Consider the following 22877-nt stretch of genomic DNA (forward strand, 5'->3'; position numbering starts at 1 on the left):
TAATCTCCCGCAACTTGGCGGCGGTCGGGTAGGTTTGGGCGACGGCGTCAGTGTGGCGCACCGGAGGCGGCGAGAAGGACGTTTGTCACTCCTGGGCATGACGCGACGGCGAGGACGCATGCTTGTGCGGGGGGCAGGCCCGGACGGATGAGGTCGGCGAGCTCCTGGTCGACCATGCCGGGGAGCTCGCCGCCGTGCAGCGGGGCCGACGCCATCACCCTCAGCCCCGCGCCGGCGGCGGCCGGGAGCACGCCCCGGCCGTCAAGGGCCTGCGCGATCGGCGTCATCGTCACCAGGCTCAGCGGCATCTGGACCGCGACCAGGTGGTGCCGGCCGCCCGCGGCTTCGGCGGCCAGGGCCAGCAGCTTCCCCGCCGTGGACGCTTCCTCCTCCAGGCCCGCCCACGTGGCGATGCCGTACCCAGCCACGTTCCCGGCTGCCATGGCTTCCTCGAGGACGAGGAACGCCTCCCGCATCGCGCGGTGCAGGGCCAGGCGGTCGCCGGGGTGGGCGCGCTCGGGGTTGTGCAGCAGGACCAGTCCAGCCGCTCGCGCCCGAGCTGCTCGCGGTTGCGGCGCAGCTGCCAGCGCACGTAGTGCAGGGCGAGGCTGTGTTCGGCCACCGCCTGGCCCTCGGTGAGAAAACCGACGTTCACCGCATCGGTGCCGGCCGCCGCGGTGAAGCAGCCGGCCTTTGTGGATAGCCGCACGGTCGGGTGGGCGGCCAGGACCGGGACCAGCAGGGTCTGCGGCTGGCCGGTGGCGTAGTTGGGGGCGGTGTCGATCCACCGCACTCCGGAGGCGGCCGCACGGACGGCCGCCTAGGTGTGTTGTCCGGACAGGTTGGTGACGCGGCTGGCTGGTGGTTGGCTGCTGATGCCGGTGTGGGGTCGGTGGTAGTTGTACCAGTCCAGCCAGTCGGGAAACGCAGCTTGGCGTTCGGTGCGCATACGACCGACCAGTCGACGGCTCCCACGGCGTCGGAGTGCTGCTGGACGTGGTCGACCGCGGGTCACCGCGACCGGTATGAGACCAGGACCGCCGCGGGTGTGCGCACGGATCGTGGGCGGAGAGGCCGGTCCGGGGAAGGATGCGGACCCGCTGTTGGTCCTCAGCACGGCTTGCGGGCGCTGCCGTCTGCCCGGGCAACTGCCCGAGACCGAGCAGAATGCCCTCCCCGAGGGCACAGGGCCATCACCGTCAGAAAGTGCTGTAGGTGCAGGAGCCCATGGTCAACTCGCCTGCGCTGTCTTCGCTGATGGTGCCACAGGTCGCTCTCACGTTGAACACCGCACCCGAGATTCTCCTGTACACGTCAAAATCGGTCAGGTGGTGCCCACGAACACGCCATAGTCATTACGGCGCGCACCGGAGGACCGACGGCCGGACGCAGCAGTGGCTCGCCGCCCATCCCGAACCGGTCGAGGCCGGGCGCGTTCAGGAACGTTGACAGCGCCCTCAGAACAGCCCGGACCGTCACGCCACTACCAGGGCATACACACCACGATCCCGCTGGCACCCATCGCTGCCACTCCGACGCCCACATGACAGGGACGACCAGGCACCCCCGAGGAGGAGGCCCGGCCGTCCCGTTCGCCGGTGCGGCCGGCGCCGGTGTCAGTGTCCGCCGGACTCCTCGGGGCGTGCCTGGCGCGGGAGGAGGAAGGAGAGGAGGAAGGTCAGCGCGAGCATGCCGTCGACGATCCACAGCACCGTCTTCATGACCGATCCGAAGCCGCCCTTGAAGGCCGAGGTGGCGGTGGCCTGTAGGGCTGCGGGTATCCGCGCACCGGCCTCGGTGGAGGTCACCGCAGACCGCGTGTCCTTCTCCAGCCGCGCGCAGGACGCCGGGGTGGCGGCGGGGTCCTTGGCCACGGCTCGGTCCGAGGCGCACTCGCGCAGGTCCGCCACGACGCGATCCTGTGCGGCGGGCTGGACGTGGGCGGCGGCCAGCTGCTCGCGCAGACCGTCCGAGCGGTGGTCGACGGCCGAGGCGATCCCACCGCCCAGCAGGCCGAAGAACACGGTACCGAGGATGGCCACCCCGAAGGCGCCTCCGAGCTGCTGCATCGCGGTCATGGTGCCGGACGCCGAACCCGTCTCGTGCTGCTCGACACTGGCCAGCACGATGTCGAAGAACGGAGCCATGAGCAGGCCCATGCCGATGCCGGTGACGAGCAGGGACGGCAGCAACTGCCAGGGTCCGACGCCACTGCCCACCATGTCGAGGGTCAACCACACACCGAACACACCGGCCGCCATGACGGCGGTGCCCGCCTGAAGGACGGCACGTCCGAACCGTGCGACACCCTGCGCGATCCCGAACCCGACGATCATGCCGCCGGACCAGGGCACCATGACCAGACCCGCCTTGAGCGGCGAATAGCCGAGACCTATCTGGGTGTAGAGGTTGAAGACCAGCATGAAGCCCTGCATGGTCGAGAAGAAGACCAGCCCGAGGACCATGCCGCCGCTGAACCCGCGCTTGCGGAAGAGGCTCGGGACGACCAGCGGGTCAAGACCGGCGCTGCTGCGGCGCGTCTCGTACTTGGCGAAGACCGCGAAGACGACGACGGAGGCGCCCATCATCGCGAACGCCCACACGGGCCAGTCGTACTCGCGGCCCTGGACCAGCGGGAAGATGATGAGCAACGCAGCCAGCGAGACCAGGAGCATGCCGGGAATGTCCAGGCGGGGCTTGCTCTCGGAACGGCCCCGGGGCAGGTAGCGCACCGCGCCGAGGAAGGCCGCGGCGCCCAGCGGCAGGTTGATCAGGAAGATCATCCGCCAGCCGGTGCCGAAGTAGTCGGCGTCCACGAGCCACCCGGCCAGGATCGGCCCGCACACTGCGGAGAGTCCCATGACCGGACCGAACATGCCGAAGGCCTTCTGTGACTCCTTGGGCGGGAACATCTCCTTGATCATGCCGAGGCCCTGGGGCAGCATCACCGCGCCGAACAGGCCCTGCACGACGCGGGCGCCTATCAACATCTCGGGCGACACGGACACCGCGCACAGCAGCGAGCCCACGGTGAAGCCGGCGGCGCCCACCAGGAACATCGTGCGGCGTCCGTGGATGTCCCCGAGCCGGCCTCCGGTGACGAGCCCGACGGCCATCGACAGCGTGTACGCGGCGGCGAGCCACTGGAGGGTCGAGGCCCCGCCGCCGAGGTCGGCACGCATGGAGGGACCGGCGATGTTCGTGACGACGGCGTCGAGGAGATCCATCACCTCCGCCGCGAGGATCACGAAGAGCGCAGCCCAGCGCCACCTGTAGGGCGCGGGCGAGTCGGTGGGCGTCTCCGCGGACGCGACACCGGTGGTGGTCATCGGAACTCCTCGCAGCGGGGCGCGCACCGCGGAGACGGTCCGCGAGGCGCGCAGAAAATAGGTGGACGAAAGTAGTGAACGATGTTCACCATAGCAGAACAGTGCTCAGACAAAGAACGCTGTTCATCAAGATATAGCGCGATCTGGTCTCGGTGCAAGATATATCGCGTCTTGTTGGTGGACGGGTATCTGAGGAGCGTCGCCCGCACCGCCGGAGAACACTGTTCTCCCGCGTGCTTAGACTGGTCACATGACAGACGCGGCAGCCGCCAGCCCAGCAACCCCACCGCCCTCCCCGTGGGACCGGGAGCGCCCCGCCCGCGCCCACGCCGCTCCCGCCCGCACACCGCTGTCCCGCGACCGCGTCGTCGAGGCGGCCTTCACCGTGTTGGACCGGCAGGGACTCGACGGACTGTCGATGCGTCAGGTGGCCGCCGAGCTGGGCGTGACCGTCTCCGCGCTCTACGCTCACGTCAACTCCAAGGACGATCTCCTGGAGCTGATGTACGCACGTCTCTTCGACGGCTTCGAGATGCCCGCAGCAGATCCGGACCGATGGCAGGAGCAGTTGCTGGACTACGCGCGGGCCGGCAGACAGCGCCTGCTGTCCCATCGCGACATGGCCCGGATCTCCATGGCGCACGTCCCCTTCACGGCCGAACTGCTCCCGCACGTCGAGGGGTTGCTCGCCATATTCCGTACGGCGGGCCTGCCCGACCGCATCGCGGCGGAGGCGGGCGACCTCATCTCCACCTACATCGACGGGTTCGTCCTGGAGGAGGGCATGTGGCGGGACCGCGCCGCCCAGCAGGGCGGCGACGCCTCCTCCCCGGCCCGCCCTGACTGGCGCGAGATGGCCGGTGACATGCAGAACTACTTCGCGGCCCTGCCCGAGGCCGACTTCCCGCACCTGCGCGCGCTGTCCGGACTCATGGTGACGGACTCCTCCGACGAGCGGTTCGACACCGGCCTTCAGATCATCCTGCGCGGCCTGGCGAGCTACCTGCCGGACCGGACGGACCACGCGACCCCGGAGGACTGACCGTCTCCGCAGCCCCCGCCGGACGCCAACGGAAGGCGGCTCGTCCGTGTCGGCCGCGGCCAGGGTGCGGCGGTCGTGGCCGAACGCCACGCCGTGGACGGCGCCCGCTCGCTGTTCGTCGTGAGGACGGTACCGAACTCCTCGGTCCGGACAGCGAGGCCCGCGCCGACCACCCCGTCGATCAGGTGCGATCCAGGGAAACGGCGCAGCAGGCCGGCGGGTCCAGTTCGTTCGTCCAGGCAGTTGCCGGCGAGGAAGGCCAGCGCCTCTACTGCGCCTCGGCCGGCACCGCGTGGCCGATGTCCTGATCGCCCGGGCGCCGGTGGTTCCGGCCGACTGACAGGATCCGCCTTCGATCATGGTCAGGTGTTGCCGGTGGTCTTCACCGTACGGCCCCCGCGTCACCACGTCGCTGCCACGAACTCCCCCCATGCGCCCCAGTCCGCGTCGAGGAGTACGCCCGGTCACCGCCTGCCGCCCCGGCACGCGCGAGGTACGTGGGCGAAGCCGCGATTGCCACCCGAACGGCCTTGTCACATCGGAAGTTACGGGGAATGGGCGGGGCGGGCTGCGGGGTACCCGCGATCCGCTCCGGCCGATCGGTCGACCGCCGCTGGGCAGCGGGTGGGGGTGCGGCGGGTGGGGTGCGGGCGGATGCGGGAAAGGCGTCTCCACGAGGCCGGGGACGGCCAGGCCAACGCACCGGACGACGGCAACCGTGACGGACGGATCGGAGGACGACAGGAACGCCAGCGGCGAACCCCCGCCCCACGAGCCGCCGACACGCCGCCGGGGCGCACCACCCGCGCCCCGGCCCCGAGCGCAGACATGAGACCGCCAGTGACCGCCATCCCCCAAGGCCGCGACTGGACCCGGATGAGGCGCGCCGACTTCGACGCTTCCGCTCCGCTCGACCTGATCGACGAGGGCGTGTGCCGACCGGTGCCCGCCGCGCCCGACGAGTACGGGGTGGAGGCACTGTTCGGGCGGGACCCGCAGCCCGCGCGCCCGTGCCGCGCCCGCACATCACCCCCGGTGACCACCGACACCCTGTTCTGATCCGGTCCGTCGCAGCGCCGGGCGCGGGGACGGGGCCGGCGCGGAGACCGCCGCGTGCCGCGACGCTGCCGACGCTGTCCGCGCGGGGCTGCCTCTCGGGCCGGCGCGGATCGTTCGGGGCGGTTCTCGCCAACTGGTTCCCCGCTCCCGAGGGGTCGGCGCGACGAGGAGTTCGCGCGCGTTCGACGTACTGGAGGGTGGGCGTCACCCCGCGGCCGGTGACGACTTCGCTTCCCGGCCCGGTCCCCCGCTGCTCGACTGATCGCCCCAGGGCTCCGGGTGGGCGTACCGGACGGGACGCGCGGATCAGCCGTCGTAGGGCATGACGCTGAGGATCCTGCCCTTCGGGGTGGCCGAAACGTACCCGCTCTGCCTGTAGGTGTTGCTGAGGTAGACGGACATGCCGGCGGGGTCACCGAACGTGTCGTCCGGCACGTTGACCACCAGGTAGCGGCTGTTGGGATTCTTGACCTTGAGCTTCCGCTTCGCCTCGGCCAGCAGGCCCGGTACCTTGTCCCAGTCGAATCCGCCGAGCGTGACGGGCTTCCTCCCGCTCGTCAGCGAGCCGCCGAGGATGCCCTTCTGGACCCCCCGGCCCACGTAGTAGGTGTACGAGTCGTACGCGGTGTCGCTGCCCTTGACCATCAGGTCGGCGGACGCGTACCCCGAGTACACCGTGAAGGAGCCGTACCTTTCGCGGCCGGTCTCCTTCTTGAATGCGTGGATCGCGCCGCGGATACCGTCCGGCGTCAGCAGATCGGTCGTGCCGCCGGGCGTGGCGTCCGGGCCGGTCGGGCCGGTCGAGCCGCTGCCCAGCGGCTGGGTGGTGGCGGGGCCGCCGGATGCGGGGGACCCGGACCCGTAGGTGCCGCTGTCCGGGAGCTGCGTCCAGACCAGCGCCCCGGCGAGCGCCACACCGGCGACCAGCGCCCAACGCCGCGGGGGTACGGCCAGGGTGCGGGAGCCGGGGCGCGCGTCCTGCGGGCTCGGGTACGGCGTCGGGGCGCCGGGTTCGACATACGGTCCGGAGGCCATGCCGGGCGCGGGGCCGAAGCCGTGGGGCACCGCGTCCGCCTGGCCGGGGACCGGCGGCGTACCCGGGTCGTGCGGGGGATGGGCCGCGGGGGGCTCGGCGGCCTCGTGGAGGACGCCGTCCAGCATGCGCTCCAGTTCGTCGGCGCCGGGCCGGGCCGCGGGGTTCCGGACGAGGACGCGGGTCAGGATGTCACGCAGCGGGCCGGCCTTGACCGGCGGCGGGATCTCGTCGGTGAGGACGGCTGCCAGCGTCGCCAGGGTCGTGCCCCGGCGCAGCGGGTGGTGACCCTCCACAGCCGCGTACAGCATCATCGCCAGCGACCACAGATCCGAGGCGGGTCCGCCGTCCTGACCGGAGACGCGTTCGGGGGCCATGAAGTCGGGCGTGCCGATGAGCGACCCGGTGGCCGTAATGTTGGTCGCCTCCCAGACGGCGGCGATGCCGAAATCCGTCAGCACCGGTCGGCCGTCGGGCCTCAGCAACACGTTGGCCGGCTTCACGTCGCGGTGCTGGATCCCGGCCTCGTGGGCGGCACGCAGGGCGGCCAGTACCTCGCGCCCCATCCGGGCCGCCTCCTGGGGGCTCATGGGTCCGCGGTCCAAGCGGTCGGCGAGGGAGCCACCGGTGACCAGTTCCATGACGATCCAGGGGTAGGTCCCCGGGCCGCCGTCGACGATGTGGTGGATGGTCACGACGTTGGGGTGGTCGACCCGGGCCAGGGCGCGCGCTTCGCGCAGAACGCGCTCCCGGAGCAGCCGGGCGCCCTCCGGGTCGTACTCGGCGAGGTCCGGATCGGGTGGACGGACCTCCTTCACGGCCACGTTCCGTCGCAGCACCAGGTCCGTCGCACGCCAGACCACACCCATACCGCCACCACCGAGCCGTGCTTCCAGCTCGAAACGCCCGTCGACAACGCGTCTGCCGCTCTTGCCGCTGCCCTCTCCACTCATGCGACGGAGCCTAGTTGGCGCCTCCCGGTGCCGGGACGCCACCCCGCTCCGGTTGCCGGGACGGGGGCGCGTCAGGACGTCGACGCTGGCGCGCCGGCAGGCCGCGTGGGCACGATGGACGCACGCCGGACAAACACGGGGCCGACGCCCGAACCAGTCCGGCGGCGGGGAGGCCGATTGCGGAGGTGACTACGGCCGGTCACGCTTCCTGGCGGTAGGCCGTCCCCGGGCTCCGACCAGGCTCGTGCGGGGGCGTGCGACAGGGCCCCGGGTCAGGCCGCGCAAGGGGACTGCGACAGCCAAGAGGGGCGGTCACCCGTCCGGTACGTCCAGGCTCACCAGTCCCTGCTCCCAGCGGTGCCGGCGCTCCCGCTCGGTCTGTTCCCACCACGGGGTGCCCCGCTCCCCCAGCGCGACCTTGGCCCGGTGCACCCGTGCGCGTGCCGCATCCTCCGCCTGCGCGTCACCCGCCGCCTTCGCTGTGCGCACCGCGCGGCGGGCGGACATGAGGTGACGCCGCAGGCGGGCGGCGGCCTCCTCGGGAACGGACGGATCGGTCGCCCGCCACTTGCGCCCCTCGACGACGATGTAGTGCCCGTCGGGTGTCCTGTCGGGCGGCTCGCGTCCTGCCATATGAGGCATTCTGCCTCCGCACGAGCCCTTGGGCGCGGCGGCAGGGCGGTGGCAGCGGGGCGGGGACCGGCCGACGGGGTGAGGGTGTCCGGCCGGACCGAGGGTCCGGGGGGCTGTTGCTCCCATCGGCGACGGATCACCGGGAAGAGGCGTCGCACGCGGGCCGATGGGCGCCGGTTCCCATGACGAGCCGGCGGTGGAGGGCGCCGCTCACGCCGGGGAGGATCGCCTGGCTTTCCGCGCGCAGCCATGGTCGGCCCGGGCCGTCAGCGAGCGGTCGGGCCGTCCAGCTCAGCAGCCTTCGCTGTTGGGTTTCTGCGGAAGGACGTCCATCTTCCGCAGCCGACCGATCGCCGTCCTCGCGCCGTGCCTGTCGGCCCTTGGCTCCGCGCCAGCGGAGAGACAGGTCGCCGCGATCCAACTTCGATGGCAGATGGTCCGGGTTCGGTGTCACCGGACAATCAAACTGAGGGGGGTTCTCCCTCATCGGCGCCGGACTCTGTCCACAGGGCCGCGATCCGAGCATCGGTCGTCGAGGCCACCGCGATCAGCGGGGCGGCCCGTACGTTCACCGAGCCGACATGCCCGACACCACGCCGCTCGCCCCAATGACCCCGCACCAGGCCGTCAGCGCCTTCAGCTACCTCCGGGCCGTCCAGGTCGACGACACCGGTGCCGCCCGCGAGTTCGCCGGCGCCGAACCGCGGATGCCCGAGCTGCTCGTCGGCGTCGCCGAGCGCATCGTCGTCCCGGTCAAGCGTTGCCCGGCCCGGAGGTCGCCGAGCCGTGCGCCGACACCTTCGCCATGGAGTCCCTCGGGCGCGTCTTGAACGCCTCACCAAACAGGTCGCCGGCTGGCTGCAGACCCACCTGGAACCGAAAGGCGTCGGCGTCGTGATCGAAGCCGAGCACTCCTGCATGACCCTGCGCGGCGTCCAGGCCACCGGCTCCAGCACCCTGACCTCCACCTTCCTCGGCCTGCTGCGCTCCGACGCACGCTCCCGCAGCGAATTCCTCGCCCTGACCGGCGCCACCTCCTGATCCCACCGCGCCGCATGCAGCCGACTCGTAGTCGTTCGCCCGGGCAGGGGTGGCGGAGAGGAAGACGCCGGAGACGGACAGCAGCAGGGTGAGGAGCACACCGAGCTCGTATCGCCGGCCGGCGCATCAGGGATCTTCGGGACGAGCGGGTCTGACGTATGACGTGATCATTTCCATCCTGGGGGGATCGCTCGGTCGACTGGAGGGCCGCGCGTGCGCGCGCGAGTCGTCCGGCGAGATGTGTGATGATCCCCTTGTCGGGCTCGCCGATTGGTGATCGCAGCCTGCCCGGGACGTCCGTCCCGGACCAGCCCGGACGGCCGTTCCGGGACGCTGGGACGTTCCGCATCCCCTGACCAGGCGGTATGCGGCCGCATGGGACACGGGGTGGGACGTGTGGGTGGGGTGGGAACGGTGAGGGACGCCGATACGGCGGCCGGGCTGGGCGAGATGCTGCGCTCGCTGAAGGAGCGCGCGGGCCTCAGCTACGGCGCTCTCGCGGGCCGGCTGCACCTGAGTACCTCGACGTTGCACCGCTATTGCACCGGTGACTCGGTGCCGGCCGAGTTCGCCCCGGTCGAACGCTTCGGCCGGATCTGCCGGGCGGACCCCGAGGAGTTGCTGGAGCTGCACCGGCGATGGGCGGTGGCGGACGAGGCGCGGCGCGGGAGGGGGGCGAGCCCGTCGGAAGGTGCGGAGGTGCCGGTGCCCGCGCCGGTACCGGTCGTCCAGAGTCCGCCGACTGTCGCGGAGCCGACGCCGCGAGCCCGCCGACTCGTGCCGCGATACGTCCTGCTGGGGGCCGCCGTGGTCGCCCTCAGCACCTCCGGAGCGCTGGCCATCGACCGGTTCCGTGCCGAGTCGGTACCGGACCTGACGGTCCCGGCCGTCACGGTGCCAGGCCCGTCGACCGAGGAGGTAGGGGCGGCCGGAGGGAAAGTCCCTCTTTCGGCGGCCGTCGTCCCGTCCGACGACGACTGCCCCCGGACGGATGGCACTCGGACCCGTCCCACGACGTTCCGTCTGAAGGTGCGAAGCACGGCAGAGGGCCCCGTGACCGTGACCGCTATGGACGTCCGGGCACTGTCCGCCGAAGCCCCGCCCGCCGAAGTCACCTATGCGGACTGCCAAGGCACAGGCGTACAGCACCCGTTCGCCGTGGACCTGGACGCCCCCGCGCCCCGGGCCGTGAGCCCGAGGCGCGGCTTCCCCTACGAGGCGTCCGTCGGGACCCCCCTGGTCCTGGACGTCACCGCGCACACGTCGAAGACCGAGGTGCGCTGGTACCTCGAACTGAGATGGGCCCAGGGCCCCCGTTCGGGCACGCTACGAATCGACGACGGCGGTCACCCGTTCCGCACCGGAGCGGTGAAGTAGCGCCGCCCCCTCTCAGGTCCGCACCGCCAGGTACTGCCACCCGCCCCGAGCCCTGACGTCGATCATGTCCTGCGGACGTGCGCCACGAGAACACCGCCCAGCAGCGGACCGGACCCTGCCGTCACCGCGATCGCACTGGTGCGGATGGCGATCGGCGTGCCGAGCCGGTCCGCGGGATACACCAGCCGTAGCAGCGCGAGCGTCCCAGGTGCAGGAATGCGGCGAACCCGCCCTGCACCGCGCGCAGGACGATCACCCAGCCGACGGCCGACGCGAGCGCGATCCCCGCCGAGGCAGCCCCGAAACCGAGGACGCCGACGAACAGCAGGCGGCGATCCCCGAGGCGCCCGGCGATCACGAGTAACGCGGCCACGGCGACCAGATAGCCGGTGCTCGTCCATTGGATCTGCGCCACGCTCGCGCCGAGACCACGCTGTATGCCGGGCTGCGCCATGAGCAGGATGGTGCCGTCCAGTGCGACGATCATCGCGCCGACCACGCTGACCAGAAGTGCAATCTGCCGCTGTGCGGGTGCGGTCATGAGGTCGCCGGGCCGAGATGGGCGTCCAGAACTGCCGTGATGAGCCGGTCGCGTTGATTGTCGCCGTCCAGCGGTGGGGCGCCGAGGGCGAGTTGCAGACTGCTCCAGGCCCACAGTTGGGCCATGCCGTGCAGGTTCGACCACAGGGCGGCGGCAGTCACCGCAGGCGGTGGTACGGCCTCGTTCGGCCCGTCGGCGTTTCGCGTGGCGTCCCGCTCCGATCGGCATCGGGCGACGAGTCCGGTGAAGTGCCGGAACAGCGGGAGGGTCGACTCGCGCAGCCTCGGTTGGTCCGATGCCTGCGCCGCGCTGTCGAGCAGGTCGTGCCGCCACATGAGTTCGAACAGCGGGAAACGTAGACAGTGTCTACTCGCTTGGGTAAGTGATCATTCTCCTCAGCAGGTCGGCCGCACGCACGCGTACGACAGCGGTGGTGTGCAGCTGTTTCGGCGGCCCCGCCGGTGTTGCAGGCCCGGGGCTCGTGCGGTGCGACTGCCGCGGGGATCGCTACGTCATCCTCGACAATTTCTCCGCCCACAAGGGCGAGCAGATCCGCCGCTGGGGGAAGAAAAGCCGCGTCGAGCTGTGCTTCACCCCGACCTACGCGTCCTGGGCCAACCCGATCGAGGCCCACTTCGGACCCTTGCGGCAGTTCACCATCGCCAACTCCCACCAACGCAACCACACGGTCCGGACCCGGGCCCTGCACGCCCACCTCCGCTGGCGCAGCACCAACGCCCGCCACCCCGACGTCCTCGCCGCCCAGCGGAAGGAGCGTGCCCGTATCCGCAGCGGGGAAGGCATCCGCTGCGGCGGACGCCCACTTGCCTGGCAGCCCGTCACAGTTCATTGCGGGCCCAGCCTCGGCCGCGGATCACCGACATCAGCATCCCGTGAGTCTCCTCGTCGGCGGCGGCCACAAGCCCGCGGCCTGCTTCACCTATCGGGCCGCCGTCGATGCCTGTGACAACACAGCCGGCAGCACGGCACAAGGCGATGCAAGCGGCGAAGTGAACGCTCCCGGAAAGATCTCCACCATCGGTGACATACGCGGCACGCTTGCCGGCAGCGACCCAGGCCACCGCCAGGGTTGAGGACACCACCCGTGGCCGGAAACGCTGGACGAAATCAGGATGGGCCAGCAGATCCACCGCTCGGAAACCGGGCGCACTCGGAAACGGTGGATCCAGGTTGACGTCCACCAGCCGGGTGGCCGCCGTGGGCGTCAATCGCGCGTCCTCAACTCCCTCCCGGCGCACCCAGGCGGCCACCCCGTCCGTGAAGAAAATCTCGCCACCGAACGGGTCAGCCACCGCTGCCGGCCCTTCGCGCGCAGCGCTACGTTGACGGCCACCAGCATGCTTCCGACGGCGTAGTTCAACGTGCCGCACAGGGGGTCCACCAGCCACTGGCGCTCCGCGTCGGCAGTTCCCCGCTGTCCGCCCTCCTCGCCGAGCACCGCATCGTCGGGTCGTGCAGCACGGATGACGTCAAGGATCCTCTGCTCGGCCATCACGTCGGCAGCCGTGGCGAAATCCCCCGCCCCCTTGTCGGTGCGGGCAAGCCTCTGGCCGTACATGCTGCGCACAACGTCCGCTCCGGCACGTGCGCCGGCTACGGACACCTCGACATCAGCGGGACCCACGTACGAGTGGATCACGTTGCCCGGACTATCGAGGCAAATCTACCTACCCGGCGAACCTACCCGGTCAGAGCACTAGCGAGGGGTTTCAGGCGGTGGTGCGGTTGCCTTGGCGTGCGGCGAGCGCGGCGTCGGCGCTGGAGTAGGCGGGCAGGAAGGTGTCCATCCCGGTGACGCTGAGCAGGCGGCTCAGCCGGTCAGGGATGGCCGCCAGGGTCAGGGAGCCGTCGGCGTCCTTGGCGCAGCGCCAGATACCGATGAGGGCGCCCAGTCCTGAGGAGTCGCAGAAGGTGACGCCTGAGAGGTCGGCGACCAGGTCTGGGTGGCCGTTCTCGATGAGTTCCAGGGCGCGGGCCCGTACGGCGGGTGCGGCGGCGATGTCGAACTCGCCGGACAGGGCGATCACGGCCAGGGCACCGTCGGTGTGCGGGACGTCGATGTGGAATGCGTCGGTCATGGGCGTAGGTTCTCCTGCCCGACGGAGACGTCGGCGGTTGGGGCGGCGGCGCTGTGGGCGGTGGTGGTGATGCCGGCGGGAGCAGCATCGGGGGTGGGGACGGACAGGGCCAGCAGGGCCACGTCGTCGCGTTCGGTGTCGGGGAGGGTGTCCAGGAGCGCGACGGTGTCGTCGATCAGGGCGCCGGCACTGACCGGCGCCGGGCGCCGGGCCAGGAAGTCGGTCAGGCCCGTGTCGGCGAGCATGCGGCCATCGGCGGTGCGGGCTTCGGTCAGCCCGTCGGTGTACAGCAGCAGTCCCTCGCCGGGTGCCAGGTGCAGGGTGCGTGAGGCGAAGACGGCTTCGGCCAACGCGCCGACCAACATGCCCCCCTTGGCGCGGACCGCCTCCACCCGCACGCCGCCGCCCTCCACGGGGCTCAGGTGGTAGGCGGGCGGGTGACCGCCGGTGGCCAGCGTGAGCGTGAAACCGCCATCCCGGGCCGGATCGAGCAGGCCGAAGACTGCGGTGCAAAAGCGGGTACCGACCGCCGCGTCCAGCAGCAGCGCGGTGTTCAGGGCCTTGAGCGCAGCCGTGGGGTCCGCATCGACGAGAGCTGCGGCCCGCAGCGTGTAGCGGGTCAGGGACGTGATCGAGGCGGCTTCGGCGCCCTTGCCGCACACATCGCCCAGGAAGAACGCCCACCGGCCCCCGCCCACGGGGAAGACGTCGTAGAAGTCACCGCCCACTTCCTGCGGGGAGGCGGTCTTGTAATGGCAGGCCAGCTCCAGACCCGGTACCGCGGGTAGTGCCGGGGGCACCAGGGTGCGCTGGAGGGTGGAGGCGAACGCGGCGATGGCCGCCTTGTCCCGCTCCGCACGCTGGCGGGCCTCTTCCTCCGCCTGGCGCTTCTCCTGCTCGACCTTGCGGCGCTCCTGCTCGGCGCGTACCGCGTTCAGCGCCGACAGCCGCAGCTCAAGCTGGTCACGCACTACCGCGGCCAGGTCCCCGAGGGTGGAGGCGTCGGCCTCGCTGATCTCGCGGGGGCGGGTGTCGAGGATGTTGACCGTGCCCAGCCGGTACCCGTCGGCGGTGATGATCGGAGCGGCGGCGTAGAACCGTACCCCCATCGGGCCGGCGACCAGCGGGTTGGAGCAGGCGACCGGGTCCAGCAGAGTGTCGGGGATGACGGTGGCGTCATCGGTGAGCACCGCCGAGGCACACAGGCCCGGATCGCGGCCGATCTCGCTGACGCCTTCCAGGCCGTGCGCGGCCTTGAACCAGATCCGGTCCTCGTCCACGATCGTCACCGTCGCCACCGGCACCTCGAACAACCGTGCCGCCAGCGCCGCGACTCTGTCGTAGGCGCCGTCGGGCGGAGTGTCGAGGATGTCGTAACGGCGCACCGCCGCCATCCGCGCCGCCTCGACCGGCGCGGCCACAGGCCCGCTCGGTGCTGTCACAGGCGGCCTCGCTTGCTCCGGCATGTTCCTCGTCTCGTCATCCCCCCCAGGAAGGCACCGACCAGACAGCCAGCACACCAGAACCCTACCGAACGCCCTCAGCGTCACCGCTCAGGAGGCGCCGCCGAGCGGCCGGCCCAGAAGCTTGCGGAAGAAGCCCGTGCCCCACGGACGTACGCGTTCACGGTCAGCCGACGTGACAGGTGCCCACGCACTCCCCCACGATGTCGTCCACTTCCGGCCGGTGGACTCATCTCGGCGGAGTGGATGCCGGGCATCCTCGGTGCGCACCACGGCATCGGGTGCGCGGCATCGGATCCGCTCAGTGGCCGGCCTCCCGGCCTCGGTGCGGTCCGGGCTCCTGCGGGCGGTGCGCCCGCTGGTCGCCCTGACGCACCGGACGCGGATGCGCCGCGTCGGCATCGTCCTGTTCGGGGTAGCGGTCCATGGTGGCGCGGGCTCGGTCGGCCGCCGCGGTGAAGGCGGCACCGAGGTGGCGTAGCCGCTCGGCCATGAGATCGACGGCTTCCACGTCCGTGCGGGACTCCCTCAAGGCCCGCAGCGCCGTCAGGTCGACCGCCTCCCGGTGTCCGGCCTCCGGCTCCTGGTCCTCGTGCTCGGAGACGGTGACGTCATCGCGCGGGCGGACGGTCACCGCCGGGGTTCTCATGCCGCCAGCGCCGTTGTCCTGGCGATCACGGCCCGGATGAGCGCGCGGGCGGCGTCGCCGTACACGGCCATCTTCGCCAGGCCGGTGAACGCCTTCTCGTAGTCGACGAGCTCGCGCGGCCGCTTCACCTTCATCTCAGCCGTCAGCGTCTCCACCACGATCTGGACGTCGTCGTGGAGGTAGAACGCCTTCAGCGGCCACACGGTGCGCTGCGCGGTGAACGGGATGATCCCCAGCGAGACCGAGGCGAGCGGCATCACGGCCAGGAGGCGGCGCAGCTGCCCACGCATCGCGTCGGGACCGGCGGCGCGGTAGCGAGAGGACGGACTCCTCCATGAGGACGACGTAGCGGTTTCCGCCCTCGTAGAGGAACCGGGAGCGGGCGACGCGGGCGGCGACCGCTTCGGCGACATCGTTCGGGGTGCCCCGGAGGCGGTGATCCGCTCCATGAGGGCGGTGGCGAAGCCGGGAGTCTGCAAGAAGCCCGGCGGCACGTTGGAGACGTAGACCTGGCAGACGCGGATCCGCTCGTGCGGGGCGTACCAGCCCTCTTGGACTGTGCGCATCCCGTTGCGGTGCAGGCGGCGCCACTGCGGATACATGGAGTCGACCGCGCGGGCGGCGGCGATCAGGTCCTCGGTCTGGTCGTGGGCGCCGCACGCCGAACACCGGAGGCGGGCAAGCCGTGAGAGGTCGACGTTGCGCCGCCTACCCGTCCTCCCGCACCTGTAACTGTGCTGTGTTGAGCAGGGCCGCCACGTTGTCGTGGTCAGCTGGGGAGGTAGCAGCGGATGGTGGTGCCGTCGGGGCCGGTATGGACACGGACGAGGTCGGCGAGTTGGTGGACGAGGAGGAGTCCGCGGCCGCCTGGCTGCGTGGGATTCGGCGGGCGGCGGCCGGCCAGGGGGTCGGTGAGCTGTCCGCCGTCGTGGACCTCGCAGACGATCCGGTCGTTCTCGGTCCAGATCCGCAGTGTCCCCGTGCCGGCGCCGTGGACGACGCTGTTGGTGGTCAGCTCCGCCACCACGAGTTCCAGGTCTCCCAGGCTTATGCCGGACACCCCCAGGGACCGCGCCTGGGACACGGCGAAGTCGCGGGTGTCGGGCAGTGTCTGGGCGGCGAAGGGGCAGGACGCAGCTTCGAAGGGGGCGAGCAGGCGCTCGTTGTAGCGGGCGATGGCCTCCTCGGGGCTGTAGGCGCTGGATCGCGTCTCGCCGTCGGCGTCGATGACGACCGGATGAGTCGCCAGGGCATCGCTGAGGGCCTGCTTGTTCAGTTGTCCGGCGTCGTAGGGACACAGGATGGTTACCGGGCGCCCGGTGAACGCGGCGTTGATCAGCGCCTCGTGCTGGACGCATGCCGGGTACTCGTCGGCGGAACGGCCCTGCCAGATCGGCTCGCCGATGATGCGGACCCGGCGGGCGCCGGGTTGGGCGTCGGCGAACTTGCGCAGAACGTTGGGGATGATGCGGCCGGGGTTACGGCCTGCCTGCGTCATGTCGATGAAGCGGACTTCCGCTGCTCGCTCGCCCAGTCCCTCCCGGATCAGCTCCAGGCGGTCCGGCGGCGCGGCGACGGCTGCGGGCTCACAGGCGTCCAGCCCTTCCCGCAGGAAAGGGACCGTTCCCGCGATGTACTGGTCCGTACTGCGGTAGAAGAGCGCCGGGTGAACGAAGGGCTCGTACGAGGTGGCTGTGCTCATCACGCAGCCACCTCGATCGCGGCGATCCCGGGCCAGAAAAGCTCGAGGATGTGGGGTAGCTGCGGCGGTGGGCGGTGAAGCACGATCCGCTGCCCCTCGGGAAGACACTGGGCGGTGACCGCCAGGTCCGTCACGCCGGCCACATCCACGAACCTCACCCGGGACAGATCCATATGCAGCACATCCGTGCGACGCTCGACCAGCTGCTTCAGCGCCTGCTGCCAGACGGACCGTGTGTTCATGCTGATCTCCCCGATCGCCCCCAGCCCCGAACTGTCAGGCAACGGATTGATCTGCAGTACTGCGCCACGCGGCACGACGGGGGACCCGCCCACACCAGGTGCGACATCCACGCTCTTGCCCTCAGTTCCCTGGGCCCGGCCGCACGGCGGCCCACATCGATCACCTTGCACGATACGCGATCGGGCACGCGCAGGCCCAGTCCGGCCAAGCGAAGGGATGCAGTGCGGTCCTCTCAGGTCTGACGGCCCGAGCCTCTCACCCCGCTGAGGGCTCCTGGTCGAAGGTGAACAGGCCGCAGGGCCCGGCACAGCCGGCACGGGGCCCGGATGAGGCGAGCTGGTGGCAGCTCATGCCGAGTCGCGTCCTCCCGTAGTGGCAACCATGCCGATCCACACCAGAGGGAGGACGATCTCAGGGAGCGAGGCTGAGTTCGGCCCAGGCCGTTCTTCCGGGCTGGCGCGCGGTCGACGCCCCAGCGGTGCGTGAGCCGTTCGAGGAGCTGCATGCCGAACCCGCCGGGCTCCGTGTTCCTGGTGGCACGCATGCGCGGCCGGCGGTCACTGTCATCGCTGACCGCGATACGCAGCATCCGGCCGTTCCAGGAGAGTCGGATCAACGGTGGGCCGGCGCCGTGGCGGATGGCGTTGGTGATCAGTTCGGAGACGAGCAGTTCGGCGGTCTGCGTCGCCCGCTGCTGGTGCAATGGGCCGCCAATTACCTTCCACACAGTCGCGGACCCAGTGCCGGGCAGCCGCGATGCTCGGCGTCGCGGAGGGGAAGCGCGACTCGCAGGATGGGATGGTCGGTTCGCCGTCCACGAGGTTCCTCCAGCCTGGGTGGCGGCCCTGCTCCGCCGCCGGCTGGTTGTGTACAACCGGTCGCAGTCGTCTGTCGGGCTACCCCTGCCTGCCCGGTGAACCGTCTGTGTCCGTCGGGTGACGGGCTGATCCTGTGAAGGGTTGATCGGCGCACTACGTGGTCTTCGGCCTGGTGCACGCGGGAGCGGGCCTGACCGGCCGGCCCGACGAGCGGCGGCGCGCAGCGTCGGAGACGCTGTTCGCGGACCACTGGGTGGCCGCGCCGTTGACGCTGTGCCCGTCGAGCACCGCGGCCCCGCTGTGGAGCAACAGTGGCTGACGTGGACAGCGGCCGCGCTGGAGGGCGCGTGCTTCAAGTAGCTCGATGAGCCCTACCGGCCCGCGGCGCGCTCTTGGCGGAAGCGCAAGATCCATGAGACGGCCGGGGCGATCGTCGGCGCGGTCATCGGCCCCCCTGGCCGCCCCCACCAGTCTGCTGCTCGGCAGGTACGGCGACGACAGCTGCTGTACACCGGCCGCACCACGCGGCTGCCACGCCATCGCCCTTCCGCAGGCCGGTGCCACGGATCACGCCGCTGACGCCAGGACCGAGCCCTGCACGGGCCGGCGCCCGCCGTGGGCGCCGCCGGGGTCGTCAGCCAGAGCGACCCGGGCGGTGATGTGTCTGCCGACCGGCTCGCGGCCTTGTGGCTCGCCGCACGGTGGTTGTGGGATGCCGCTTCCCGCCTGCGGGAAGCGGCAGAGTTGGCGCACGGGTCGAGGTTGTCCGGCTGCCACTGACCGATAGGAGGGGCCGGTCACCCGGCCCGCTGGGTTGTCTCCCCGGCCTGGGCGGGTACCGCGGGCAGGGGGACGGTGCAGGAGGCGCAGCGTCGGGCCTCGGCCGGGACGGGGCTGAGGCACTCAGGGCAGTCCCGCTTGGGGGCTTGGACGTCATGGTGGGGAGCGAGGCGCTCGTGCAGCTTGTTGATCGGGAGTACGACGAGGAAGTACAGGGCGCTGGCGATGAGGAGGAAGCTGATCGCCGCGTTGATGAAGGCTCCGTAGGGGAACTTGGTGGCGCCTACTGTGAAGGTCTTGCGGGCCATGTCGCCGGTGGCGCCGGTGGCCAGCCCCACAAACGGGGTCAGAAAGGCGCTGACGAAGCCGTTGACGACTGCGGTGAACGCCGCTCCGATGACGATGCCGACCGCCAGGTCGACCACATTGCCGCGCAGGATGAAGCTGCGGAAGCCCTTCACCTTTTCACCCCTTCAGGCCCATGACATCGACGGGCGGCACCCCGACCCCTCACCCCGGATGCCCTGCCACGTCTCACCCATACCTGCTGGGCGGCGGCACCACGGCCGCCGCCGGCTCGCCGAGGCCATCCTCGGCATCGGTGTCGTCCGTCTCACCCAGCTCGGACCAGTGGCTGAACGGTCCCCGCTGGCCGGTCAGCACACCGAGGGCTGGCACGCCCGGAGGATCCCCGCAGTACGTGGACGGCGCAGGTAGCGGGCCAGGCCCCGGTCGGTGATCGATGTGAGCTGTGCTTCCCAGGCGATGCACCTATGGCCGTCGGGTGAGGACGTCATCACGTCCGCCATGCGCCGTCACCTCCCGCCACCTACTCGGGCCCAGCCCGTCGCGCACCCGAGATCGGGCTGGGTGGCATCGAGTCGGCCGGCACCAGGGTGCACCACCGCCGGTGGGGACACCTCATTCGCCGCCACTTTGATCATCAGATATGGGATGCCCCGGACCGCTCCTGTCAAGGAGAACAGGAACCGGCAGCGCGCAGTCCTGGGGTCGAGTCTCGGCCGGTGCGCCCTGACCCGGCGGAACGGGGTGGCCGAGGCCGGCGGCGAAGCGCCACCGGAAGCGGGCACCACTGCTTTCGCCGCTGAGGTGGAGCAGGCAGGCGAGGACGAGTGCGCCGGCCTCGTCGGCGTAGCGGTTGTGATGGACGCGGCGAGCTCCTTGTCGGCGTCGGGGTCGGCCCGTCATCGCAACCGCGTCACCGCCATCACTGCGTGCCGCGTTGTCCCGGCGAGCACCTCCATCCAGGCATCCACCGTCGCCGCGGTGTAAGCATCGCCGGCCGACGTCCACGCTCGGCTCACCACCGCGCCGTCAGCAACGGGGCGCCAAAGCGGGCCTGTTCGTACGGCGGGGCCTTCCAGGAGGAAGCGTCTGACCGGGCCCGCCGCCTCGAGCCGGTGGTCGGCGCGCGGTCCCATCGGAGTGCGCCCAGCCTGCCTCAGACGACCATGCCGACGACGACGCCAGCGGCCGTACGCCCCACACCGTCGGTCGTGGCAAAGGGAGCCGCCACTGAAGAAGCACCCCCGGCCCGGTACTAGCAGGTGCTCCGCGATCTCTTCCTTCGGGCGTGTGAGCAGCCAGTGGACTCTGGCGCGGCCAACCGCCTCCTAACACGACTCACCTCCGCATGCCCGCCCGACGCGCCGAACTACAGGAGTGAGTAAGCATCAGAACATCACTCAGAAGGCCTAATTATATGTCAATCACCTTTAACCCAGACATATCTGATGTTGCGTCACTTCAAGAAGAAGGCTCATGAATGCGCTGATCGGAGCCTTATACCTAAGTTTCCGACATGCCTGTCATGCGAGCTGTGGATACGTTCATCCACGAGCCGGCTGACAGGCCGGCATCTCTGAGACAGGAGATCGCGACATGCAGCTTCGCTCCACGGTGATCACCGCCGCCGTTTCGGCCGCCGCCGCCCTGGCCGCGACGGGCATCACCTACGCCTCGGCCGCCTCCGCACCCCAGCAGGCCCCGGTCACCGCCGCACCCCACGGTGGCAGCAACGGACAGAACAACAACAGCAAGGGCGATGAAGGCAACAACAGCAAGGGCAACGAGGGCAACGAGGACCACGAGAACAACGGCGGCAACGGGCACCGGGGAGAGGACGAGGGCCGTATCCAGATCAACGAGCGGTCGTACTCCACCCACCCCGGCGACTGCATCACCGTGGTCAGCGGCCTCGGCGCGAAGAGCCTGAACGTCCGCAACGACAGCCGCAAGACCGTCGAGGTCTTCCGCGGAGCCGTCTGCGACAACGGCGCCCCCATCGCCACTGTCGGACCCCACAGCTCCAGCGACGGCGTACGCCCCGGACACATCGAAGGCATCGACATCGACAAGGGTGTGGTGGCCAGCTTCCGGGTGATCAAGCGCCACCACGACGAGGACTAGTCCGCGGCCGACCCCGTACTGACGAGGACTAGTCCGCGGCCGACCCCGTACTGTGGAGCCCCGGCCCGCCGGAATCGGGCCGGGGTCCCAGTTTGCCCCAATGTGTGATGGCCATGCCCCGCGCACGCCCCTGCCGGTACCGGATGCCAGGCGTACGCCATCCGGTGTCCGCTCGGCCGCCCCTTAGCGCGTCGGTGTCTATGCACAGGTCATCCACGAACTCCGCACCGAGCTGGACCGGCGCACCGACAACAGCACCCAGCGCAGCCCCGTCCGGAGCCTCCCTACCAGCGTCACCTGACGCCTGGGGCGGTCTCGACGTTGACCGCTTCCCCATCCTGCTACGGACGCACGGGGGCTGAGCCGGTCCTCCAGGGAGCGCCGGGTGGGGTGCCGTTAATGAGCGGCGAACCAGGTGACAAATAGCTCGCCGGCAACTGTGGGAGCCGGATCTTCCTCGTCGGTCTCGTCCTGGTCGTCGGTCTCGTCCTGGTCGTCGTCCTCGCGCGAATCGGGCCAGCGGCCGAACGGCCCGATGGGCTGCTCGGGGGTGGCGCCGAGCACGCCGGGGCTCTTCGTACGGTGCGGCGGCAGCGGGATCACGCCGCGCCCTCGACGATCTTCAGGTGCAGCGGCACGGGCCGGGCGCGTACTTGCGGGCGTTGGTAACCAGCTCGCTCACGACCATCTGCACCATGCCCATCGCCCGCGCCGACACCGGCAGCCCGTGCACGACGTGCACCGAGGTGAGAAAGTCGCGGGCCATGGCGCGGGCCTCGGCGATCTCCGCACTGCCCTCGAACGCGGCACCGGCCCTGATCGGCAAGCGGGTCCTGGCCCTCATTTTGGGCAGCAGCATCCATGGAACCGCCTCACGTCCGAAGCACCGAGCAGTGCCCACCCGGCATACCCCCGGAACACCACAGCACGCACCAGCACACGAGGTTACGGCGGCGCGTAGACCTACGGGCCGTGTCTCCGCGGCGTCGAAGTGGGCCGACAGCATCAGATGCCTGTGCAACGAGGCTGGCCGTGCCCTTCTCAGGTGTGGCGCGGGCGAGGCAGCAGGGCGAACGCGCTCTCCGCAATGGAGGTCAGGCGGTCGGGACTGTGGCCGTACGCGCCTATGACATCGGTCCCGCGGATGATGGTCAGCAGAAGGTAGGCAAGGTCGTCGGGATCCGCGTCGGGGTCGATGTCGCCGTTGCGCTGGGCCGCTCGCACGCACTCGGCCACCGCCGTGGCGACCACGGAGAAGCACTCCTTGGCCAGGCGTTTCGCCTCGGGGTCGGAGGCGCCGATTTCCAGGGCCATCTTGGCGGCGAAGCAGGCCGCCGCCGCCCGGTCAGGGGCGGGGGGGACGTCGGGGGCGAGTGGCACCCCGTGGACGGCGCGGAGCAGGTATGCGTGCAGTCGTTTCAGGGCGCCCTCGTCCGGTCCGGCGAGCATCTTCCGCGGACCCTGCGCCAGCCGGGCGAAGTAGCCGGTCATCGCCTCCAGCAGCACGCCGTGCTTGCCGTCGAACGCGCTGTAGAGGCTGCCGCGGCCCAGGCCGGTGGCGGCGCTGATGTCGTCGACGCTCGTGCCGTTGTAGCCCGCGGCGCGGAACTGCCGCTCGGCGGCATGTAGGACGCGGTCGCGGTCGAAGCTTCGTGGTCTCGCCATACACAGAAGGTAATGCCGAC

At 70.7% G+C, this 22877-nt stretch carries 21 protein-coding genes and 6 pseudogenes; 8 read left to right on the forward strand and 19 right to left on the reverse strand.

Annotated elements, in window-relative coordinates; all coding sequences use genetic code 11:
• Positions 1–47: 47 nt before the first annotated feature.
• From ACIQVT_RS00670 to ACIQVT_RS00680, 3 genes and pseudogenes are all read right to left on the reverse strand, one after another.
• Complete coding sequence (locus ACIQVT_RS00670) at positions 48–788, reverse strand: aldo/keto reductase (RefSeq protein ID WP_403745594.1); 741 nt, start codon at positions 786–788, stop codon at positions 48–50.
• A 32-nt stretch (positions 789–820) separates the two neighbouring features.
• Positions 821–943 (reverse strand): annotated as a pseudogene (locus ACIQVT_RS00675) (IS481 family transposase); the annotation flags it as partial.
• 673 nt (positions 944–1616) lie between these two features.
• The gene (locus ACIQVT_RS00680; RefSeq protein WP_403745595.1) at positions 1617–3329 is read right to left on the reverse strand and encodes an MFS transporter; all 1713 of its coding nucleotides are present in this window, start codon (positions 3327–3329) and stop codon (positions 1617–1619) included.
• Between the two features lie 250 nt (positions 3330–3579).
• Here ACIQVT_RS00680 and ACIQVT_RS00685 point away from each other — a divergent pair, with 250 nt between their 5' ends.
• The gene (locus ACIQVT_RS00685) at positions 3580–4371 is read left to right on the forward strand and encodes a TetR/AcrR family transcriptional regulator (RefSeq protein WP_403745597.1); all 792 of its coding nucleotides are present in this window, start codon (positions 3580–3582) and stop codon (positions 4369–4371) included.
• A gap of 840 nt (positions 4372–5211) precedes the next feature.
• On the forward strand, positions 5212–5430 hold the full coding sequence (locus ACIQVT_RS00690) for a hypothetical protein (protein WP_403745598.1): 219 nt from the start codon (positions 5212–5214) through the stop codon (positions 5428–5430).
• A gap of 306 nt (positions 5431–5736) precedes the next feature.
• On the opposite strand, the gene ACIQVT_RS00695 is transcribed toward ACIQVT_RS00690, so the two are convergent.
• Positions 5737–7416, reverse strand: coding sequence for a protein kinase (locus ACIQVT_RS00695; protein ID WP_403745599.1), 1680 nt, complete (start codon positions 7414–7416; stop codon positions 5737–5739).
• A 312-nt stretch (positions 7417–7728) separates the two neighbouring features.
• Complete coding sequence (locus ACIQVT_RS00700; protein ID WP_403745600.1) at positions 7729–8049, reverse strand: hypothetical protein; 321 nt, start codon at positions 8047–8049, stop codon at positions 7729–7731.
• A 581-nt stretch (positions 8050–8630) separates the two neighbouring features.
• Between ACIQVT_RS00700 and ACIQVT_RS00705 the strand changes: the two genes are divergently transcribed.
• The 3 genes and pseudogenes from ACIQVT_RS00705 to ACIQVT_RS00715 all read left to right on the forward strand — a co-directional run bounded on the left by ACIQVT_RS00705 (position 8631) and on the right by ACIQVT_RS00715 (position 10467).
• Positions 8631–8879, forward strand: a complete 249-nt coding sequence (locus ACIQVT_RS00705; protein ID WP_403745601.1) for a hypothetical protein — start codon at positions 8631–8633, stop codon at positions 8877–8879.
• A pseudogene (locus tag ACIQVT_RS00710) lies at positions 8875–9090 on the forward strand (GTP cyclohydrolase I); the annotation flags it as partial. The gene ACIQVT_RS00705 and the pseudogene ACIQVT_RS00710, both read left to right, overlap by 5 nt.
• Before the next feature lie 414 nt (positions 9091–9504).
• Positions 9505–10467: a helix-turn-helix domain-containing protein gene (locus ACIQVT_RS00715; RefSeq protein ID WP_403745602.1), complete on the forward strand. Its 963-nt coding sequence runs from the start codon at positions 9505–9507 to the stop codon at positions 10465–10467.
• 77 nt (positions 10468–10544) lie between these two features.
• On the opposite strand, the pseudogene ACIQVT_RS00720 reads toward ACIQVT_RS00715, so the two are convergent.
• Positions 10545–11008, reverse strand: a pseudogene (locus ACIQVT_RS00720) (MFS transporter); the annotation flags it as partial.
• Positions 11005–11343, reverse strand: a complete 339-nt coding sequence (locus ACIQVT_RS00725) for a hypothetical protein (protein WP_403745603.1) — start codon at positions 11341–11343, stop codon at positions 11005–11007. The gene ACIQVT_RS00725 and the pseudogene ACIQVT_RS00720, both read right to left, overlap by 4 nt.
• A 173-nt stretch (positions 11344–11516) precedes the next feature.
• On the opposite strand from ACIQVT_RS00725, the pseudogene ACIQVT_RS00730 reads away from it, so the two are divergent.
• A pseudogene (locus ACIQVT_RS00730) lies at positions 11517–11834 on the forward strand (transposase); the annotation flags it as partial.
• A 13-nt stretch (positions 11835–11847) separates the two neighbouring features.
• Here ACIQVT_RS00730 and ACIQVT_RS00735 read toward each other — a convergent pair.
• The 7 genes and pseudogenes from ACIQVT_RS00735 to ACIQVT_RS00765 form a co-directional block, all read right to left on the reverse strand.
• A pseudogene (locus ACIQVT_RS00735) lies at positions 11848–12587 on the reverse strand (inositol monophosphatase family protein).
• A 151-nt stretch (positions 12588–12738) separates the two neighbouring features.
• On the reverse strand, positions 12739–13107 hold the full coding sequence (locus ACIQVT_RS00740) for an STAS domain-containing protein (RefSeq protein ID WP_403745604.1): 369 nt from the start codon (positions 13105–13107) through the stop codon (positions 12739–12741).
• Positions 13104–14549, reverse strand: a complete 1446-nt coding sequence (locus tag ACIQVT_RS00745; RefSeq protein ID WP_403745605.1) for a PP2C family protein-serine/threonine phosphatase — start codon at positions 14547–14549, stop codon at positions 13104–13106. The genes ACIQVT_RS00740 and ACIQVT_RS00745 overlap by 4 nt, the downstream gene beginning before the upstream one ends.
• Before the next feature lie 322 nt (positions 14550–14871).
• Positions 14872–15219 carry a hypothetical protein gene (locus tag ACIQVT_RS00750; protein ID WP_403745607.1) on the reverse strand — a complete coding sequence of 116 codons (348 nt, stop codon included), beginning with the start codon at positions 15217–15219 and terminating at the stop codon, positions 14872–14874.
• Positions 15216–15896 (reverse strand): annotated as a pseudogene (locus ACIQVT_RS00755) (DUF5753 domain-containing protein); the annotation flags it as partial. The gene ACIQVT_RS00750 and the pseudogene ACIQVT_RS00755, both read right to left, overlap by 4 nt.
• Positions 15897–15988: 92 nt before the next feature.
• Positions 15989–16921: an anti-sigma factor RsbA family regulatory protein gene (locus ACIQVT_RS00760; RefSeq protein ID WP_403745608.1), complete on the reverse strand. Its 933-nt coding sequence runs from the start codon at positions 16919–16921 to the stop codon at positions 15989–15991.
• On the reverse strand, positions 16921–17163 hold the full coding sequence (locus tag ACIQVT_RS00765; protein ID WP_403745610.1) for an STAS domain-containing protein: 243 nt from the start codon (positions 17161–17163) through the stop codon (positions 16921–16923). The genes ACIQVT_RS00760 and ACIQVT_RS00765 overlap by 1 nt, the downstream gene beginning before the upstream one ends.
• Positions 17164–18139: 976 nt before the next feature.
• Here ACIQVT_RS00765 and ACIQVT_RS00770 point away from each other — a divergent pair.
• Entirely contained in the window at positions 18140–18301 is a 162-nt protein-coding gene (locus ACIQVT_RS00770) for a hypothetical protein (protein WP_403745611.1), read from the forward strand.
• A 478-nt stretch (positions 18302–18779) separates the two neighbouring features.
• Here ACIQVT_RS00770 and mscL read toward each other — a convergent pair whose 3' ends face one another.
• Positions 18780–19223 carry a large conductance mechanosensitive channel protein MscL gene (gene mscL, locus ACIQVT_RS00775; protein WP_403745613.1) on the reverse strand — a complete coding sequence of 148 codons (444 nt, stop codon included), beginning with the start codon at positions 19221–19223 and terminating at the stop codon, positions 18780–18782.
• Between the two features lie 73 nt (positions 19224–19296).
• Positions 19297–19440, reverse strand: coding sequence for a hypothetical protein (locus tag ACIQVT_RS00780; protein ID WP_403745615.1), 144 nt, complete (start codon positions 19438–19440; stop codon positions 19297–19299).
• A 1224-nt stretch (positions 19441–20664) separates the two neighbouring features.
• Here ACIQVT_RS00780 and ACIQVT_RS00785 point away from each other — a divergent pair.
• Positions 20665–21192, forward strand: coding sequence for a hypothetical protein (locus ACIQVT_RS00785; RefSeq protein ID WP_403745617.1), 528 nt, complete (start codon positions 20665–20667; stop codon positions 21190–21192).
• A 396-nt stretch (positions 21193–21588) separates the two neighbouring features.
• Here the strand turns inward: ACIQVT_RS00785 and ACIQVT_RS00790 are convergent, their stop codons facing one another.
• The 3 genes from ACIQVT_RS00790 to ACIQVT_RS00800 form a co-directional block, all read right to left on the reverse strand.
• On the reverse strand, positions 21589–21795 hold the full coding sequence (locus tag ACIQVT_RS00790; RefSeq protein WP_403745619.1) for a hypothetical protein: 207 nt from the start codon (positions 21793–21795) through the stop codon (positions 21589–21591).
• A 19-nt stretch (positions 21796–21814) separates the two neighbouring features.
• On the reverse strand, positions 21815–22018 hold the full coding sequence (locus ACIQVT_RS00795) for a hypothetical protein (RefSeq protein ID WP_403745620.1): 204 nt from the start codon (positions 22016–22018) through the stop codon (positions 21815–21817).
• A 215-nt stretch (positions 22019–22233) separates the two neighbouring features.
• Positions 22234–22857, reverse strand: coding sequence for a TetR/AcrR family transcriptional regulator (locus ACIQVT_RS00800; RefSeq protein ID WP_403745622.1), 624 nt, complete (start codon positions 22855–22857; stop codon positions 22234–22236).
• Positions 22858–22877: the final 20 nt, after the last annotated feature.

Source organism: Streptomyces sp. NPDC100445 (genome assembly GCF_044759735.1).
Taxonomy (GTDB): domain Bacteria; phylum Actinomycetota; class Actinomycetes; order Streptomycetales; family Streptomycetaceae; genus Streptomyces.

What these genes read in the sequence shown, in the direction of transcription:
- ACIQVT_RS00680 (WP_403745595.1), bottom strand. Translation starts at nt 3,329, where the DNA reads ATGACCACCACCGGTGTCGCGTCCGCGGAGACGCCCACCGACTCGCCC.
- ACIQVT_RS00685 (WP_403745597.1), top strand. Translation starts at nt 3,580, where the DNA reads ATGACAGACGCGGCAGCCGCCAGCCCAGCAACCCCACCGCCCTCCCCG.
- ACIQVT_RS00695 (WP_403745599.1), bottom strand. Translation starts at nt 7,416, where the DNA reads ATGAGTGGAGAGGGCAGCGGCAAGAGCGGCAGACGCGTTGTCGACGGG.
- ACIQVT_RS00700 (WP_403745600.1), bottom strand. Translation starts at nt 8,049, where the DNA reads ATGGCAGGACGCGAGCCGCCCGACAGGACACCCGACGGGCACTACATC.
- ACIQVT_RS00705 (WP_403745601.1), top strand. Translation starts at nt 8,631, where the DNA reads ATGCCCGACACCACGCCGCTCGCCCCAATGACCCCGCACCAGGCCGTC.
- ACIQVT_RS00725 (WP_403745603.1), bottom strand. Translation starts at nt 11,343, where the DNA reads ATGTGGCGGCACGACCTGCTCGACAGCGCGGCGCAGGCATCGGACCAA.
- ACIQVT_RS00740 (WP_403745604.1), bottom strand. Translation starts at nt 13,107, where the DNA reads ATGACCGACGCATTCCACATCGACGTCCCGCACACCGACGGTGCCCTG.
- ACIQVT_RS00750 (WP_403745607.1), bottom strand. Translation starts at nt 15,219, where the DNA reads ATGAGAACCCCGGCGGTGACCGTCCGCCCGCGCGATGACGTCACCGTC.
- ACIQVT_RS00760 (WP_403745608.1), bottom strand. Translation starts at nt 16,921, where the DNA reads ATGAGCACAGCCACCTCGTACGAGCCCTTCGTTCACCCGGCGCTCTTC.
- ACIQVT_RS00765 (WP_403745610.1), bottom strand. Translation starts at nt 17,163, where the DNA reads ATGAACACACGGTCCGTCTGGCAGCAGGCGCTGAAGCAGCTGGTCGAG.
- ACIQVT_RS00785 (WP_403745617.1), top strand. Translation starts at nt 20,665, where the DNA reads ATGCAGCTTCGCTCCACGGTGATCACCGCCGCCGTTTCGGCCGCCGCC.
- ACIQVT_RS00800 (WP_403745622.1), bottom strand. Translation starts at nt 22,857, where the DNA reads ATGGCGAGACCACGAAGCTTCGACCGCGACCGCGTCCTACATGCCGCC.